Origin of the sequence: Anabaena sp. FACHB-1237 (assembly GCF_014696225.1) — a bacterium.
Lineage (GTDB): Bacteria > Cyanobacteriota > Cyanobacteriia > Cyanobacteriales > Nostocaceae > FACHB-1237.
Map to the genome: position 1 here is coordinate 79,998 of NZ_JACJPV010000004.1, position 16,687 is coordinate 96,684.

Sequence of the window (16,687 nt, forward strand, 5' to 3'; positions counted from 1 at the left end):
AAATCAATCAAATTAACTCCCGACTCCCCACTAGTCTATTATAGCTAATACAGATTTTGGTAACAGTTTTTCCTTAAACCAGATAATTTTAGCTGGAATATTATCTAATTTGACACCTGCTTTTTCTAAATTCAATCTTTCAGAAATTGCTAAGATTAAATTATCAGAATTAGCTTTTCTGACTTGGGCGAATTTTTTTTGTAAATATTCAGGCCTCCAATAACCAACTATTTCTAATAAATAAATTCTCCCATCAGGATGAACTAAACGAAAATCAGGGATCATCACACTTCCAGGAATGGGAATTAAGTCCACTTCTCTTTCTAATACCCAACGACTTTTGAGACTATCCCATTTATTAGCAAAAGATTTTTCTAACATACTATCATAAGGTTTACCTGGGGGATAATGGGAGACTAAACCACATTCTGAATTGAGGGTAAAACGTCCTGTTTTCCAGGAATTTGTCTCCCAGTCACGGGTTTGTAAAATTGCGGATAAACTCCATTTTGTCACATGAAGTAAAGCAGGAATTAATTTAGCTATGGCTAAACCATAACGAGTACTAGGACTAAATAAACTTGTTGGTCCATCTACAGTAATTGTAAATCCTTGATCTGCGTCTCCTTCAATATATGCCATAAGTTGAAAGAGTTTTAAGTAACGAAATAAAAGTTTATATTCTCCTGGAACATTGCGATAAGCATTTAATGTTAATTGTGTGGCTTTGTAGAATATTCCTTGTACTTGTGACAGGTTATAACGATGTAATAAATCTTCTGGTTTAGGTGCTTCAAAAGAGGTTAAAATTTTATTTTGTGATATATCAGCATAAAGTCCTGTTTGGATGTGAGTTGGTAATATTTCCTGTTGTAATTCTTGGCTTAATTCGTTGGCCAGTTTATTTAATATTTCTTGTGTATTATGGCGGTTATAAGTTGATTTTGCTGCTAGAGAAAATACTCTATTTCTTAATGCTATGGGTTCTAAGGGACTAATGATTTCAAAAGTGCAAAAACTACTTTTTAGAATGTATGCTAAACCGCGTTTAATTCTATAGTCTGTGGTATTACCTTCAAAGTCTGTAAGTTGACGTTCTAATATTCCTTGAGTTTGTCCCACTGCTGTTTGAAAAAAACTGATTAGTTCTGCGGCTTGGTTGAGATTTTTTTGATCAAGTTTCAGTCTTTTGGGAATTATTTCTTCCCCGTTTATCCGATGAATTAGGAGGTCTGTGGTTAACATCTTTTGGTTCTGTTTTTGGTTGTGTATGATAGTTAATTTCTATTCGTTCTGCTGCTTTTATTTGTTGTAGTTCTGGTTGTGTTTTTGGTTTTTTGTTGGTTCCATAAATAACTTGTAGTTTAGGTTTTTCTGGATCTTTCTCCTGTGGAGGTTCTTGTTTGATCTCTTCTCCTTTTCTCCTGGCTGCTGTGGCTTCTTCGCTAGTATCTTCGGCAATTATTTCATATAATATGGCTTGTTTATTTTCGTTGTTTCCTTTGCGTAATATGCGCCCTAAACGTTGGGTATATTCTCTGGTTGAACCTGTTCCAGATAGGATAATAGCAATAGCAGCTGCGGGAACATCAATGCCTTCATTTAAGACATTGGACGCTACAATGGTGTTATATTCTCCTGTTTTAAATTTGGTGAGTATTTCGTGTCTTTCTTTGACTGGTGTTTGATGGGTAATAGCAGGAATTAATATCTCTTGAGAAATACGGTAAACTGTGGCATTATCTGCGGTAAAAATTAAGGTTCTTTGGGGATAATGTTCTGTTAATATGTCTATGAGAACTCGCAATTTACCATCTGTTCCTAAAGCTATTTCTTTGGCTTGACGATGGGCTAACATGGCTTTTCTACCATTTTGCGATCGCCCACTCATTTGTACAAACATTTGCCAACCTTGTAAACTTCCTAATGATATTCGTGCCTGTTTTAAAAATTCATTTCTTGTCTGAATTAATTGTTGATATTTCTCCTTTTCTAACTGAGATAATTTCACTTTTATGGGAATGATTTCATGTTTGGCTAGGGTATTTCCTGCTAATTCTTCAGCCCGCTTACGATAAACCTCTTCACCAATAAGTATATTTAGTTCCGTATGTTTGCCATCCATTCGTTCTGGTGTAGCAGAAAGTCCTAAACGATAGGGAGCGATCGCATATTCCGCAATTACACGGTTAAAATTTGTCGGTAAATGGTGACATTCATCGAAAATTAACAAAGCATACTTATTTCCCAAAATTTCTGCATGAATAGCAGCACTATCATAAGTAGCCACTAAAATAGGTGTTTGATCCCGTGAACCTCCTCCCAGTAAACCTACTGAAATATCAGGAAAAGCTGCTACTAAATGAGCATACCACTGGTGCATTAAATCCAAAGTTGGTACTATAATCAAGGTGGTGCGTGGTGTAGCTTGCATTGCCATTTGGGCTAAATAGGTTTTACCTGCGGCTGTAGGTAATACCACTACTCCCCTACGTCCAGCTATTTTCCAAGCTGTTAAAGCCTCATTTTGGTGGGAATAGGGAGTCATTTCTAAGCTGGGTACTAGTTCTACAGGATAAAAAGCCTTAGCTTGGTCATTAAACTCTGTATTTTCACTTTGTAAGGTTTCTACTAGACCTCGGTATTTCCAGGCAGGAATACGGAATTTTTCAATTCTATCATCCCAAACTGCATAGTCAATCCAGGATTTACTACGCGGAGGCGGATGTAAAATTAATGTGCCACGATCAAATGTTAAGGTAGGGTGACGACTCATTATATTTTCTCTCAGTCTCTGAATAAATTACACTGATTTAATTACTAATAGCGTGAAATCGGCATGATCAATAATCTTCATGATATCAAAACCCAGTTAGAGAATATTGTCAATCCTGAAGTATTTAACCTGGAAACCAATGAAAATTTTGCTGCGTCTTACAAGGAAGAAAGGCGCATTTTTCTGATTAAGAGGTTAAAATTACAAATTAAAATCATGTTAATTGTTGGCGTAACCATTACAAGTTTTTTTATCTGGTTTAACCCTTTATTACAGCAAAAAATATATGCTTTTCAACTGGGATTTGGTTGTGAATTATGTATTGTTTTTTGCTGGTTTTTATGTGGCACAAAATTAGGTATTCGCTACCCAAGTATCATTTTTTTAGGTTTATGTTGGTTAGCTAATTGTGTTATTCAAATTAAAACTGCTTTATTGTTTGGTTATGTTGAACCAATGACAAATATTTGGAATTTAATGTTTTTAACCCAAGCCACTATTATTCCTGTACAATGGCGCATTCATTTACTTTCTCAAATAGGAACTATTATTTGTTATTTAGGATTATGTATAATATATCGGCATAAATTTAATTTATCTATAAATCATTATGTAGAACAGGGTTTATATTTATTTTGGACAGGGATAATTTGTGTTTTTTCGGTGCACTTATATGAGAAGTTAAGAAAACAGGAATTTACGGCCAAACGAGAGTTAGAAATAGCCCAACAACAATCAGAAAAATTACTTTTAAATATTCTACCATCAGTAATTGCTCAACAGTTAAAAACCCAACCCACAACTATAGCGGATATTTTTCATGATGTTACGGTTTTATTCGCGGATATTGTTGGTTTTACTGAGTTATCTAGTCATACATCTCCACCACAATTAGTTGAATTGTTAAATAAAATATTTTCTTTGTTTGATGAGTTAGCAGAAAAACATGGTATAGAAAAAATTAAGACTATTGGTGATGCTTATATGGCGGTTGCTGGTTTACCAAATTATCGCAGAGATCATGCTTTTGCCATAGCAAATATGGCTTTAGATATGCAAAATTCTGTACATCAATTTAATTATGATTATGGTTTATCTTTTAGTATTAGAGTAGGAATTAGTACAGGTCCCGTCGTAGCTGGAGTGATAGGTTTAAAGAAGTTTGCTTATGATTTGTGGGGTGATACTGTGAATACTGCCAGTAGAATGGAGTCTCATGGTATTCCCAATCATATTCAAGTTTGTGACGCTACATATCAATTATTAAAAGATGATTATTTGTTGGAAAAACGAGGTTTAATTGCTATTAAGGGTAAGGGAGAAATGACAACTTATTTATTACATGGTGTGAAATTCGGTTTAATGAAGTAAAAAATTATGGCTCTCATAGAGTGAGTATGATCATTTAATAGAAAATAATGCTTGAAAACATTATTATACAAGGAATTTCAGCAAGTATTAGTATTAAGTTTTCATGTTTATTCTGGAAGAGCCAAATGTTTTTGCTATCTTTGCACATCATAAAATGTGATCATACGGAAAGTTATTCTTCATCATGTACCGCGAATTTATATAACGGTAAACTGAGAATGCAGGAAAATGTTAAAAAATATGACAAAGCTGTGGTAATCTTTAAACTGAAAATTAATAATTCTACCGATGGTAAAAATATTTTTTCTATGGTAAAAGCACCACAATAAACCAACCAATAACAAAAAGTCATTTTTAATAAGGTTGCTTCGGTTTCCTCTGCTTCTGTTTTTAATTGCTGATGATTTGGTAATAATAATAATCCTACAATACAGGCGATCGCAGAAATAGCAATTACCATTTCATAGGCACAAAAATTCACCGTAGGCATAGCTTTCTATCCTTCGTTTTTCATGTTTAATATTTTTCTGCAATTAGTCTAAAGTAATATTCTCCAAAATCGCACATAATAGTTACAATCTGAAATAATCCAGATCCGCGACTTTTACCAAAAGTTGCGAATATTATCCACTTTATGATTATGACAATATCTACTATGAACAATAATGACAAATTAGTGTTAGAAAAAGCTAAAACAGGTGTTGTTATATACAATCTCTCTTCCTGGGGACGCATCCGCATTTCTGATAGCGATCGCCTGCGCTTTTTACACAACCAAAGTACCAACGATTTTCAAAGTCTCAAACCTGGTCAGGGATGTGATACTGTTCTGGTAACATCTACCGCCCGCACCATAGATTTAGCTACAGGTTATGTATTAGATGATGCTGTATTATTGTTAGTTTCCCCAAATCGTCGAGAATTTTTATTACAATGGTTAGATCGCTATATCTTCTTTGCCGATCAAGTGACATTAACAGATGTTACAGAAAATACAGTAGCATTCAGTATAATTGGTGATGCTAGTCATAGTGTTATAGAAAAATTAGGGGCAGGATCTTTAATTGGTCAGCCCTATGGTAATCATATCTTAGTTGATGGTATAATTATGGCAGTGGGTAGCGGTTTAGTGATACCTGGCTATACTGTAATTTTATCTAAAGAACAGGAAAAAACCTGGTTAAATAAAATACTTGATTTGGGAATTGTGGAATTGAGCGATGGACAATGGGAAATGTTAAGAATTTTACAAGGTCGTCCTGCACCAGAACGAGAACTTACAGATGATTATAACCCTTTGGAAGTGGGATTATGGCAAACAATATCCTTTAACAAAGGTTGTTACATCGGACAAGAAACCATCGCCAGATTGAATACTTACAAAGGTATAAAGCAATACTTATGGGGAATAAAACTCAGTGATACTGTGGAACCAGGAACAGTAATTACTATAGGAGAAGAGAAAATAGGTAAACTTACCAGTTATACATTAACTCCTGATGGACATTTTGGACTAGGTTACATCAAAAGCAAAGCGGGAGGAATAGGTTTACAAGTGACAATAGGAGGAATAACTGGTGAGGTAGTTTCTCTTCCCTTTGTTAGCCACGAATATCCTTAATTACTCTTATCTTGTGAATGAAAACGCAAATACAGCATTTTCTTCACAGGTTCACCTCCTATTAAATGTTGTTCGATTAATTTTGTCACTTCCTGGGGTTTAACATGGGAATACCAAAATATACCGGGTAAAACTAAGATCATTGGACCATTACCACATTGTCCTAAACAACCACAGGATTCAATAGAAACATGATCTAAAGGAGTGGCTTTTAAAGCTGCAAGAACCTGATCTGCACCTTGTTTTTTACAGGTACGATTGTGGCAGACTTTGACGCAATTAGGAAGATTTGACATTTCAGGAAATTGGATGCTCTTTTTGTCAATAAAATTGAGATAGAATTAAGTAACAGTGTTGCAGAAGATCATCTCACAGAAATTTTACGAGAAATTCAAGCAACACCTAAAAAATATTGCCCAAATCTCCTACAAATGATGCGAGTATTTCGAGAAAGTGTTACTTTTGAACCTGAGACTTTTAACCAATACCCTGTTTAAAGAAAATGGAACAATTAACAGTTCAAGTACCAGACGAACTAGCAAACCGCCTACAACCCATATTACATGGTCTTCCAGAACTGCTTTCACAACTAATAGAAACACATACATCAGAAACATTAACCTTAACTACTTCTAGCCATACTCCTAACAATTTGTAGATGCTCGTGAATGGCAAATGAGTAATTAAAAAGGTTTCTCTCATTTCTGGAAAGTTTTGATTTAAAACAAAAATCCAAAAATTGCTAGAAATTGCTAAAATAGGAGTAGAAAAATCCATTGAAAACAATGAAGCAACAGCTACAGATTGGATAAGTCAACAATTGGAAAATTTAGGAATTGATATCAAAGATAGAGGAGAAAATAAAAATTAATACTGATGTGATTTATAATGAAATTATAGCCTAGTAGTAGAGGTGAAACTATGACCATTGAACAAGCTGTTTTAGAAAACCTGCGAGAGTTACCAACCGATAAACAACAGGAAGTTTTAGATTTTATTGAATTTCTCAAACATAAATTATCAGCAGAAAAATCAAATATTAAACCCAATGGTGAAACTTTCTGGGAAATGACCTTGCGATTTTGGGAACGTATGGAAAGAGAAGGTATAGAATTTACAGATGAAGATTTTGCTAATTTGCGCGATCGTAGTCCAGGAAGAGAGGTAGAACTGTGAGTTTTAGGTTTTTATTAGACAGTAATATTATTTCGGAAATTAACAAAAAAATTCCTCATAAATTAGTAGTTCAAAAAACGAATCAGTACCAAAGTGAAGTATCTACTGCTTCCGTAGTGATTCATGAATTATTATTTGGTTGTTTACGTTTACCTCCTGACTCTGGAAGAAGACGTTTTTTATAAGATTACATTCAGGAAATACCTGCTAAAATGCCAGTTATTGATTATGATATCAATGCTGCAAAATGCCACGCACAGGAAAGGGCTAGATTATCAAAAATTGGTAAAACACCTGCTTTTATCGATGGACAAATTGCCAGTATTGCATTTTCCAATAACTTAATTTTAGTCACTCTTCATGTTATTGAATCAATTGCTAGTTTTGCTTATTTGTAAGTAACTAATCAAATATTTAATAAAAATATTTCATAGTGTTTCTGTAATGCTTCTTGACTTGGTAAAAAGTCTTGACTTATTGGTAAGCTTAACTTTTGATTAGCTAAATATTGATAACAACTTCCCTCAATCTTGTGAGCAATTACTATTTCATAAGTATCTGGTTTAATAGATATTAAATGCAAGTCAAAAAGAGTATGTATATCGGCTCTTAATGGTAAACCATTTGCAGGATGATTAGTTTCTATGCCCCGGTAGGGAATAATATGCGCTGCTTCAATAGCTGATTCTACATCACACCCAGTAATTGCACACTTATTATTATAAGCATTGAGTAATTTTCGACGAAAATCAGATTGTCCTTGTCTTTCAATAATAGAAGTATTGATTCTTTTTCTCGCATCTTCAATATTGTCTGGATTAAAATAACCTGCTGATTCAATTATTTTTCTTTGTTCTAATAATTCAGATTGCTCTTTATTATTAACCCATCCTAGTATTTTCAAAGCCTCAGCAACTTCTGGATACATTTCCCATAAAAAACCTTTGTTACTTCTATAACCTTTAGAAAAAATAGTCCACCATCTAACTGTTCCATCTTTGCATTTACCTGGATTAATTCCAGTTGCTTCGCAAAAAAGATGTCCCAGTTTACCATATATAGAGTTAATCACTACATAATTATCTATGTTCGTTAATTTAGCAAGTTCTGGAGCGGTAACTGTCCTTTGAGGTGCGAAATACTGTTTTTGTAGCAAATGAAGTTGTAATTCATTCATTTGACTTCTAATTTTAGTAAATCCTGTAACATATTCAGTACAAGATGGAACTGTAATTAGGTTACATTTACTAACTTTTCTCGGTAAATAAACAGTGATATCTGAAATTTGAGTTTTTGAGTCTTTTACTCGTTTTATATCTTGGACTGGAAATACTTGATCAAGTAATAATTTTCGATAAGTTAGATCAACTACAACATCATAAACTATAGATTCATGAAACTTTTTATATGGCGATCGCTCATATCTTTCTACTTCAGATAATATCGCTTTCTTCCAAGCGGCTTTCTGTTTTAGAGTTAGTAATTTTTGAGGATCACCTGGAAAACCTAAAAAATAAGGTGTTTTTTCTTTATCTTCTCCACGTAAAGGATCATATTTGTGAGAAGATATTTCTGGTGGCATCGCTACAGTAATTAATTGAGAAATTTCTGCAAAATCATAGGGAAATATGAAACGAACCAAAGGTTTACCTTTTCTAAAACCTGCAAGAACATATCTAGCATTAATAGTAATAGGAAAACGACGACTTTTTGCCAGTGATAAAACCAGACGCGGATCATCATTACCCAAACCCGTAAAATCAATCAATTCCTTAACTAAATCTAAATACTCTTCTATCCAATCTCTACTTGGTGCTTGCTGAACTACTTCCAGTAATAATTTTTGAGAGGAACTATTATTTAACACTAAAATAACATTAAAAACTTAACGACTATTTATACCAACTGAAAATTATTTCTTCAACTATCTTTTTATGTACCTTTTGTATTTTCGTGATTATTTATTATATCAAAAAACTTGATCAAATAATCGGCAATAGGTGATAAATAACAATTGTACCAATTACCCATCACCTATTACCAATCACCACATTAAGTAAGCGCTTCCGCACCACCCACAACTTCCAGAAGTTCCTGGGTAATTGCTGCTTGACGCGCCTTATTGTATGACAATGACAGAGTTTTAATGAGTTCACCAGCATTATCACTTGCATTACTCATCGCTGTCATCCGTGCTGCTAATTCACTAGCTGCTGACTCTTGTAAAGACCGTAATAACTGATTACTCAGATATAAAGGTAACAAAGAATCCAGAATTTGTACTGGATCTTGTTCAAAAATCATGTCACTGGGTAAAGGAGGAACTGTACTAGCTAATTTCTCCCGTTCCACTTGAAATTGACCACCACGAGTAGTTAAGCGGAAAATTTCATCATCTGTCGCTTCTAAACCTTGAGTATCCAAAGGTAACAAAGTTTGTACCACCGGACGAGAACTTACCAAGGACACAAATTTAGTATAAATTAATTCTATTCTGTCTACTTTTTCTGACAAAAACAGAGATAATAATTCATCAGCGATTTGTGTAGCTTCCGCTGCGGTAGGAATTTGTTCCAAACCGCTATAGGTCGCATCTATGCTGTAATTACGACGTTGAAAATATTGGGTAGCTTTACGACCCACAGTAATCAAAGTAGTATTTACACCTTCAGCCTTGAGTTCTTTACAACGGTTCTCAGCACGACGGATAACGTTAGAATTATAACCGCCACAAAGTCCTCTATCTCCAGAGATGACTAATAAACCCACTGACTTAACTTCACGTTTTTTCAGCAGTGGTAAACTCACATCTTCAAACTTGAGACGGGTTTGTAAACCATATAATACCTGTGCCAAGCGATCAGCAAAAGGACGAGTCGCAATTACCTGCTCTTGGGCGCGACGTACCCGCGCTGCTGCTACAAGCCGCATGGCTTCGGTGATTTTCTTAGTGTTTTTGACCGACTGGATGCGATCGCGTATTGCTTTAAGGTTAGCCATAATTTAATCCTGAGTCATTGGTTTATAATTAGATGAAAGGTAAAAGGGACAGGTAACAGCTTTGACTAATTACCAATCACCAAATACCAATCACCAAATACCAATTACGCTGTAGCTAAAAAGGTCTTCTTGTAATCAGCTAAGGCTGCTTTCAAAGCTGCTTCTTCTGCATCACCAAGAACTTTACTACTTTGTACTGGTTGGTAATATGAGTTACTACCACTCTTCAAGTAATCACGGAAACCTCTGACAAAGCTAGTAACTTGGTTAACAGCAATATCATCTAAATAACCGTTAATACCAGCATAAAGAATAGCTACTTGTTCCGCTACAGACAAAGGATCATTTTGAGGTTGTTTTAACAATTCCCGTAAGCGCACACCACGTGCCAACTGATCTTGAGTTGCTTTATCTAAGTCAGAGGCAAACTGTGCAAACGCTTGTAAATCATCAAACTGAGCTAACTCTAGTTTAATTTTACCTGCTACCTTCTTCATCGCCTTGGTTTGAGCCGCAGAACCCACACGGGATACAGAGATACCAGGGTTTACCGCAGGACGAATACCAGAGTTGAATAAGTCAGAAGATAAGAAAATCTGACCATCAGTAATAGAAATTACATTGGTAGGAATGTAAGCAGATACGTCACCAGCTTGGGTTTCAATGATAGGTAATGCAGTCATACTACCTTTACCTAATTCATCGCTGAGTTTAGCAGCACGTTCTAACAAGCGAGAGTGAATATAGAATACATCTCCAGGATACGCTTCCCGACCGGGTGGACGACGTAAAAGCAAGGACATTTGGCGATAAGCCTGTGCTTGCTTAGATAAGTCATCATAAATTACTAAGGTAGCTTTGCCTTTATACATGAAGTATTCAGCAATGGTAGCTCCTGTGTAGGGTGCGAGGAATTGTAAAGTAGCAGGGTCACTAGCGTTAGCCGCTACAACCACTGTATAGTCCATCGCGCCTTTTTCTTGTAAAGTTTGCACTACGTTAGCAACTGTAGAGGCTTTTTGACCCACAGCCACGTAAACACAAACTACATCTTCACCTTTTTGGTTAATAATGGTATCAATAGCGATCGCTGTTTTACCAGTTTGACGGTCACCAATGATTAATTCCCGTTGACCACGACCAATGGGAATCATAGAATCAATTGCGGTAATACCTGTTTGCATGGGTTCATGCACAGAGCGCCGAGCAATAATCCCGGGAGCAGGGGATTCAATCAAACGGCTTTCGTTAGTTTTAAGATCGCCTTTACCATCAATAGCGCGACCTAAAGCATCCACTACACGACCGATGAGAGCTTCACCTACACCTACTTGGGCAATTCTACCGGTAGCGGTTACAGAGCTACCTTCTTGAATATTGCGACCTTCGCCCATTAATACCGCACCAACGTTATCTTCTTCTAAGTTTTGTGCGATACCAACAGTACCATCTTCAAACTCTAACAATTCACCCGCCATAGCTTTTTCTAAGCCATAGATCCGAGCGATACCGTCACCCACTTGTAATACAGTACCAACATTAGCAACTTTAACCTCTTGGTCATATTGCTCGATCTGTTGTTGGATAATGCTGCTAATTTCGTCTGGTCTAATGGAAATGCTCATGTTCCTATCTGTAATGTTCTTGTCTAAGACAGAAGAATGTTTTTCGATCTAGGATTTTTGCCACGTTAAAACCTGACAATAAACCCAACCTAGTTAGCTAAACGCAAAGAAATGCGGCGTAATTGTCCGCGAATACTTGCATCAATAACTTGAGAACCAACTTTGATGACTACACCACCAATCAAATCGGGATCAATTTTAGTAGATACTTCCACTTCCCGCGCTTTAGTAATAGCTACCACTTTTTCTTTTACCTGTTGCAGTTGTGCATCGCTCAGTGCAACAGCAGAAGTAACCTCTGCCAAAACAGTTTGATTTAGTTGGCGTAACAAAGCCAAATACTGTTCTAAAATTGGCTCTAGAAAAGCAATGCGTCTTCTATCTACCAAAAACAGCAAAAAATTACGTAGGTAAGGATTCGCACCTTCCCCTACAACCTGCTTAAGAAGATTTTTCTTGTTTTCAGGTGCAATAAAAGGGTTATCCAAATAATTTTGGAGTTCTTGACTACCTGAAAGCAAGCTAATCAATGTTCTTGCATCCGCACCAAATTCATCTGTTAAATTATTGGATTGGGCAATAGACAATAAAGCCTGTGCATAAGGCTGGGATATTTCGGCTGTAGCTGCATTATTTTTCATCTTTAAGCCCCCAGTTGTGCAATGCTTCGCTCAATTAGAGTTTGTTGGGCATCATCACTAATACCCTCCCCTAATCGAGATTCAGCTTTCTTCAACGCTAAGGCCACAACTTGTTGCTTGAGTTGAGCGATCGCCCGATCTCTTTCAGCATTCAAATCAGCCGCCGCAGTTGCCTGTAATTTTTGTACATCCACCTCAGCCTGAGCCAAAATAGCCGTCTTAGCAGCTTCAGCCTTTTCCTGAGCCGAATTAACGATTCTTTGTGCTTCTTGTTGCGCCTGCTTCAACTGTTCCTCAGCCGTAGTCAAAGAACTCTTAGCTTCGCTTAACCGAGACTCTGCATCTTGAATAGCACTTTCAATAGTTGAACGACGTTCATTCAAGATGTTAGTTAAAACATTGCGTCCAAAGTAGAATAGTATACCAATCAGAATTACTAAATTAATTAGATTGGTTTCCAGGATGTCTAAATTTAGACCGAAACCGCCTTCTGCTGCGCCTTCTGCCATTTCAGAGTGGACAGCTTCTGCGGCAAGAAATAAAAAGTTGCCCATGTTACCCATCTACAAGTGCGCTGTTCGCTTGGTAATTCATTAATCCGATAGTGCTATGGTTCCATAGCACCAGTTTGATGAGATCACAATTGTCAAAGTATAAAAACCCTGAAAACAGGATTTTACTTGATGACTCCTGGTATCTAGTTTGACCTATTTCACCAAAGCAGGTCCTAACAGTTTTTCTAGAATTTGGTTGCTGAGTGCATCAACTTGTGCTTCCAGCGTAGCCATAGCTGCTTGTTTTTGTTGTTCTATTTCCTTAGCAGCCTGTTCTCTTTGAACCTGTCCTTCCTGTTGTGCTTGGGCTATTTTTTGTGCTGTAATTTTCTTCGCTTCATTTTGAGCAGCTTCTATAGTTAATTGAGACTGCCGACGAGCCGATGCTAACTGCTGCTCATACTCACCCGCTAAACGTTCTGCCTTAGCCAAGCGTTCACGAGCATCCAGGTTATTGGTGCGAATATAATTATCACGATCATCCAATACCTTAGTCAGAGGCTTATAGAAAATTACATTTAACACAGCTGCCAGCAACAGAAATTGCAATGCCATCAAAGGCAAAGTAGCATCGAAATCAAACATTTCTCTCCTCTTTCGCTGGAATAGTAATTTTCCCAGACTGACAAAATTATGCTGCGAGGTACGAGGTGGGAAGTACAGGGTTAATGCACTCCGCACTCCGCACCCTAAAACTTTCTTTTACTTACGCAAAAGGGTTAGCAAATAGTAATACCAGAGCAATTACCAGACCGTAAATTGTCAGGGATTCCATGAACGCTAAGGTTAAAAGTAGAGTACCGCGAATTTTTCCTTCTGCTTCGGGCTGACGTGCAATACCTTCTACTGCTTGACCTGCTGCATTACCTTGACCAATACCAGGGCCAATTGCTGCTAAACCGATAGCGAGAGCAGCAGCGAGAACGGAAGCAGCTTGTACTAATGGATCCATGACGATTTTCCTTGCTTTAACTACAAAAACTACAAATGTACGTAACAACTAGATGTGTATAATTGACACTGCACTAGGTTCTTAATGGGAGCAAGTTGCTCGTCTGAACTGTGCTTTGAACATGAAGGGTTTTAATGTTCCTCATGTCCTTCTTCACCATGACCTTCCATAGCTTCATGAATGTATGCACCTGCTAAGGTAGCAAATACTAGAGCTTGGATAGCGCTGGTGAATAGACCTAAAGCCATTACTGGCAAAGGTATAAATAAAGGTACAAGTAGTACCAATACTGCTACCACTAATTCATCCGCCAATATATTTCCAAATAGACGGAAACTTAGGGAGAGGGGCTTTGTGAAATCTTCGAGAATAGCAATGGGTAATAAAACCGGAGTAGGCTCAATATACTTCTTAAAGTAACCTAAACCCCGCTTGCTAAATCCGGCATAGAAATACGCCAAGGAAGTTAACAAGGCCAATGCCACAGTTGTATTGATATCGTTGGTAGGTGCTGCTAATTCACCAGAAGGTAGTTTAATTAACTTCCAAGGAATTAAAGCTCCTGACCAATTTGATACGAAGATAAACAAGAATAGCGTACCAATAAATGGTACCCAAGGACGATACTCTTTTTCTCCGAGTTGGTTTTTCGCTAGATCCCGAATAAATTCTAAGGCATATTCCATCAAATTTTGGATGCCTTTAGGAATTTTTTGGGCATTTCTGGTGGCTGCTAAAGAAGCGATCACTAGGATACCAATTACAAACCATGAGGTCAAAAATACTTGCCCATGAATTTTAAGACCACCTAGTTGCCACAGAAAATGATGACCTACTTCCAACTCAGCCAGGGGAAAAGCGTTAAAGGCGTTTAAGACACTAAGCATGGGCTTTCTTCAAACTTCAAAAATTTTCCCCAAACATCGAGGATATTTGCTAAGTTTAATTGGCGGTTATAAACTACGTCTACACAGGTTAAACCCACATTCATGGGAGAAAAACCTATTTTTTCGACTCCACAAAGGCGGAATTTATTTGTGTAGCCGCGACTTTTATCCGCCTTTAGTTGACAGATATCAACTTTAAGATTCAGTAATGAATGCAGTTTGCACCATATAAAGAAGGAGCGTAGCCTTATAGGTGAGAAACCCCAAAAATATAGGCAGAATATGTAGCTGATGCCATTGACTTGCCAATATAATCGGTATAGCGATCAGAGCAAAACGATTTTTACTCAAACCTTTTTTTTCGCCACCAAGCCTCTCCACATCTTTAGCCAGCATTTTTAAGTAAACCACACCTGTACACGCCCCAATTAAATAATTTAGGGCAATGTTCAAAGAATAAAAAATCCACACAGAGATAAAAATAATCCCCGTCAACACAAGGGTGATTGCTAACAACTTCTGATAAAGTTGATAGAACTCTTGCATAGATGTATCATCTGGCTTTGTGTCTTCAAAACCAGCTTGAGCATCTTGTTGTGTTGTCTGATTCGGCTCGATGGGTTCGTCTGACAAGCTCACGGGATTAAGAACCGATACAGCTAATATAAGGTGACTTTACGTTCAGTCAATAGGATCATATCATGTTCTGGTAACAATACTTTAGAAAAAAACAATTAACTTATTTTTTCTATTTTTTCTGGAGGAAGATCGTTAGAAAATGATCTGCTAGTAGTCCAAGTTGCTAATAGAAGTCAGAAGTCAATACAAAGAAACAACTATCTATCTATTATTATCTATAATAATGATAGCGTTCGCAGGTTTTTTTGTTACCTATCTCTCCTTTTTACTTCGATTTGAGAGCCTTTCGTGTATAACTAGCAACTTAATTTAGTAAACATTGACAGGATCAACCAAATATCAGGTATGAGTTTTAGAGATTTTGACATAATTTTTTGATGATTTTTCAGCGACAGTTTCCCTCACTATAGGTATGGCTATGGCTATTCATCGGAAGTTAATCGCTAAAAGCCTGAAATGACGGATTTTCGTTCATGCACATGATGGTGAACTTGTACAGTACCTAAGTCCTATTTTTGTATAATTTTTGTATAATTTTTGTATAATTTCTATAAGATTTTTGATCTGATATTGATGTTTGCTAAATTATCAGGTATTATCTAATACAATAAAAATTAAAATGAATCTTAATTAACTAGTATGAATATATATAAAAAAAAGAAGAAACTGTCTGTAATTTGGCAAGCGGTTTTTGCAATAGTAATATTTATATTTATGTATTTGCCAATTTTTGTACTAGCTTTTTATAGCTTTAATCAATCTCCTTACAGTGCTAAATGGCAAGGGTTTACACTACAATGGTATGCAAAACTATTTGCTGATGAGCGCATTTTGTCAGGATTGTATAATAGTTTACTGGTTGGTGCTTGTGCGGTAGGTGTTGCGGCAGTTTTGGGAACTTTAATGGCTGTGGGTTTAGCACGTTATGAGTTTCCGGGAAAAAAATTATACCAGGGAATTTCTTATTTACCGTTATTAATTCCTGATATTGCGATCGCTGTATCTACCTTAGTATGTTTAGCTGCATTTGCTATTCCTTTAAGCATTTTGACAATTATAGCGTCACATATAGTATTTTGTTTAGCATATATTGGATTAGTTGTGTCCTCAAGGATGAATAATATTGACCCCCATTTAGAAGAAGCAGCTTTAGATTTAGGTGCTACGCCTATACAGGCTTTTATGCTTGTATTATTACCTCAATTAATGCCTGCGATTATTTCTGGATGTTTATTAGCATTTGTATTGAGTTTAGATGATTTTTTAATTGCGAGTTTTACTGCGGGAAGTGGTGCGAATACATTACCTATAGAAATTTTTAGCAGAATTAGAACGGGAGTTAAACCGGATATTAATGCTTTAAGTGTAATGTTGATTTCTGTAACGGGTATTGTGGCTTTAATTGCGGAGTTGATTAGAAATAGTGGAGAAAATAGAGAGTGATA

The 16,687-nt window shown here is 36.4% G+C and carries 20 protein-coding genes and 1 pseudogene; 8 read left to right on the plus strand and 13 right to left on the minus strand.

Features of this window, described 5'->3' with window-relative positions; translation table 11 throughout:
* Positions 1-30: 30 nt before the first annotated feature.
* Both H6F32_RS03100 and H6F32_RS03105 read right to left on the minus strand, forming a co-directional pair.
* On the minus strand, positions 31-1,245 hold the full coding sequence (locus tag H6F32_RS03100; protein ID WP_190367875.1) for a DUF790 family protein: 1,215 nt from the start codon (positions 1,243-1,245) through the stop codon (positions 31-33).
* Entirely contained in the window at positions 1,175-2,776 is a 1,602-nt protein-coding gene (locus H6F32_RS03105; protein WP_190367876.1) for a DEAD/DEAH box helicase, read from the minus strand. The genes H6F32_RS03100 and H6F32_RS03105 overlap by 71 nt, the downstream gene beginning before the upstream one ends.
* 63 nt (positions 2,777-2,839) lie before the next feature.
* Between H6F32_RS03105 and H6F32_RS03110 the strand changes: the two genes are divergently transcribed.
* Positions 2,840-4,147 (plus strand): adenylate/guanylate cyclase domain-containing protein, encoded by a 1,308-nt coding sequence (locus H6F32_RS03110; protein ID WP_190367877.1) that lies wholly within the window; start codon positions 2,840-2,842, stop codon positions 4,145-4,147.
* Between the two features lie 172 nt (positions 4,148-4,319).
* Here H6F32_RS03110 and H6F32_RS03115 read toward each other — a convergent pair whose 3' ends face one another.
* Positions 4,320-4,637 (minus strand): hypothetical protein, encoded by a 318-nt coding sequence (locus tag H6F32_RS03115; RefSeq protein ID WP_190367878.1) that lies wholly within the window; start codon positions 4,635-4,637, stop codon positions 4,320-4,322.
* Between the two features lie 150 nt (positions 4,638-4,787).
* Between H6F32_RS03115 and H6F32_RS03120 the strand changes: the two genes are divergently transcribed.
* Positions 4,788-5,768 carry a folate-binding protein YgfZ gene (locus H6F32_RS03120; protein WP_190367879.1) on the plus strand — a complete coding sequence of 327 codons (981 nt, stop codon included), beginning with the start codon at positions 4,788-4,790 and terminating at the stop codon, positions 5,766-5,768.
* Here H6F32_RS03120 and H6F32_RS03125 read toward each other — a convergent pair.
* Positions 5,765-6,064: a ferredoxin gene (locus H6F32_RS03125; protein ID WP_190367880.1), complete on the minus strand. Its 300-nt coding sequence runs from the start codon at positions 6,062-6,064 to the stop codon at positions 5,765-5,767. The two genes, H6F32_RS03120 and H6F32_RS03125, sit on opposite strands and share 4 nt — an antisense overlap.
* Before the next feature lie 9 nt (positions 6,065-6,073).
* On the opposite strand from H6F32_RS03125, the gene H6F32_RS03130 reads away from it, so the two are divergent.
* The 5 genes and pseudogenes from H6F32_RS03130 (at position 6,074) to H6F32_RS03145 (ending at position 7,342) form a co-directional block, all read left to right on the plus strand.
* On the plus strand, positions 6,074-6,265 hold the full coding sequence (locus H6F32_RS03130) for a hypothetical protein (protein WP_190367881.1): 192 nt from the start codon (positions 6,074-6,076) through the stop codon (positions 6,263-6,265).
* Between the two features lie 5 nt (positions 6,266-6,270).
* A complete protein-coding gene (locus H6F32_RS03135; protein ID WP_190367882.1) occupies positions 6,271-6,426 on the plus strand; it encodes a hypothetical protein in 156 nt (51 codons plus the stop codon).
* 81 nt (positions 6,427-6,507) lie between these two features.
* On the plus strand, positions 6,508-6,639 hold the full coding sequence (locus tag H6F32_RS20845) for a hypothetical protein (RefSeq protein WP_277875031.1): 132 nt from the start codon (positions 6,508-6,510) through the stop codon (positions 6,637-6,639).
* 50 nt (positions 6,640-6,689) lie between these two features.
* Entirely contained in the window at positions 6,690-6,944 is a 255-nt protein-coding gene (locus H6F32_RS03140) for a DUF2281 domain-containing protein (RefSeq protein WP_190367883.1), read from the plus strand.
* Positions 6,941-7,342: pseudogene (locus H6F32_RS03145) on the plus strand (PIN domain-containing protein). Before H6F32_RS03140 ends, H6F32_RS03145 begins: the two are co-directional and overlap by 4 nt.
* An 8-nt stretch (positions 7,343-7,350) precedes the next feature.
* Here the strand turns inward: H6F32_RS03145 and H6F32_RS21060 are convergent.
* The 9 genes from H6F32_RS21060 to H6F32_RS03190 all read right to left on the minus strand — a co-directional run bounded on the left by H6F32_RS21060 (position 7,351) and on the right by H6F32_RS03190 (position 15,242).
* Positions 7,351-8,811 (minus strand): HNH endonuclease, encoded by a 1,461-nt coding sequence (locus tag H6F32_RS21060; protein WP_190367884.1) that lies wholly within the window; start codon positions 8,809-8,811, stop codon positions 7,351-7,353.
* A gap of 185 nt (positions 8,812-8,996) precedes the next feature.
* Positions 8,997-9,944 (minus strand): F0F1 ATP synthase subunit gamma, encoded by a 948-nt coding sequence (locus H6F32_RS03155; protein ID WP_190367885.1) that lies wholly within the window; start codon positions 9,942-9,944, stop codon positions 8,997-8,999.
* Between the two features lie 104 nt (positions 9,945-10,048).
* Positions 10,049-11,569 (minus strand): F0F1 ATP synthase subunit alpha, encoded by a 1,521-nt coding sequence (gene atpA / locus H6F32_RS03160; protein WP_190367886.1) that lies wholly within the window; start codon positions 11,567-11,569, stop codon positions 10,049-10,051.
* An 89-nt stretch (positions 11,570-11,658) separates the two neighbouring features.
* Positions 11,659-12,210: an ATP synthase F1 subunit delta gene (gene atpH, locus H6F32_RS03165; RefSeq protein ID WP_190367887.1), complete on the minus strand. Its 552-nt coding sequence runs from the start codon at positions 12,208-12,210 to the stop codon at positions 11,659-11,661.
* A 2-nt stretch (positions 12,211-12,212) separates the two neighbouring features.
* Positions 12,213-12,773, minus strand: a complete 561-nt coding sequence (locus tag H6F32_RS03170) for a F0F1 ATP synthase subunit B (protein WP_190367888.1) — start codon at positions 12,771-12,773, stop codon at positions 12,213-12,215.
* A 144-nt stretch (positions 12,774-12,917) separates the two neighbouring features.
* The gene (locus H6F32_RS03175; RefSeq protein WP_190367889.1) at positions 12,918-13,349 is read right to left on the minus strand and encodes a F0F1 ATP synthase subunit B'; all 432 of its coding nucleotides are present in this window, start codon (positions 13,347-13,349) and stop codon (positions 12,918-12,920) included.
* Between the two features lie 121 nt (positions 13,350-13,470).
* On the minus strand, positions 13,471-13,716 hold the full coding sequence (gene atpE, locus H6F32_RS03180) for an ATP synthase F0 subunit C (protein ID WP_013192016.1): 246 nt from the start codon (positions 13,714-13,716) through the stop codon (positions 13,471-13,473).
* 131 nt (positions 13,717-13,847) lie between these two features.
* Complete coding sequence (gene atpB, locus H6F32_RS03185; RefSeq protein ID WP_190367890.1) at positions 13,848-14,603, minus strand: F0F1 ATP synthase subunit A; 756 nt, start codon at positions 14,601-14,603, stop codon at positions 13,848-13,850.
* Between the two features lie 195 nt (positions 14,604-14,798).
* On the minus strand, positions 14,799-15,242 hold the full coding sequence (locus tag H6F32_RS03190) for an ATP synthase subunit I (protein WP_190367891.1): 444 nt from the start codon (positions 15,240-15,242) through the stop codon (positions 14,799-14,801).
* A gap of 639 nt (positions 15,243-15,881) precedes the next feature.
* On the opposite strand from H6F32_RS03190, the gene H6F32_RS03195 reads away from it, so the two are divergent.
* Positions 15,882-16,685, plus strand: a complete 804-nt coding sequence (locus tag H6F32_RS03195; protein WP_190367892.1) for an ABC transporter permease — start codon at positions 15,882-15,884, stop codon at positions 16,683-16,685.
* Positions 16,686-16,687: the final 2 nt, after the last annotated feature.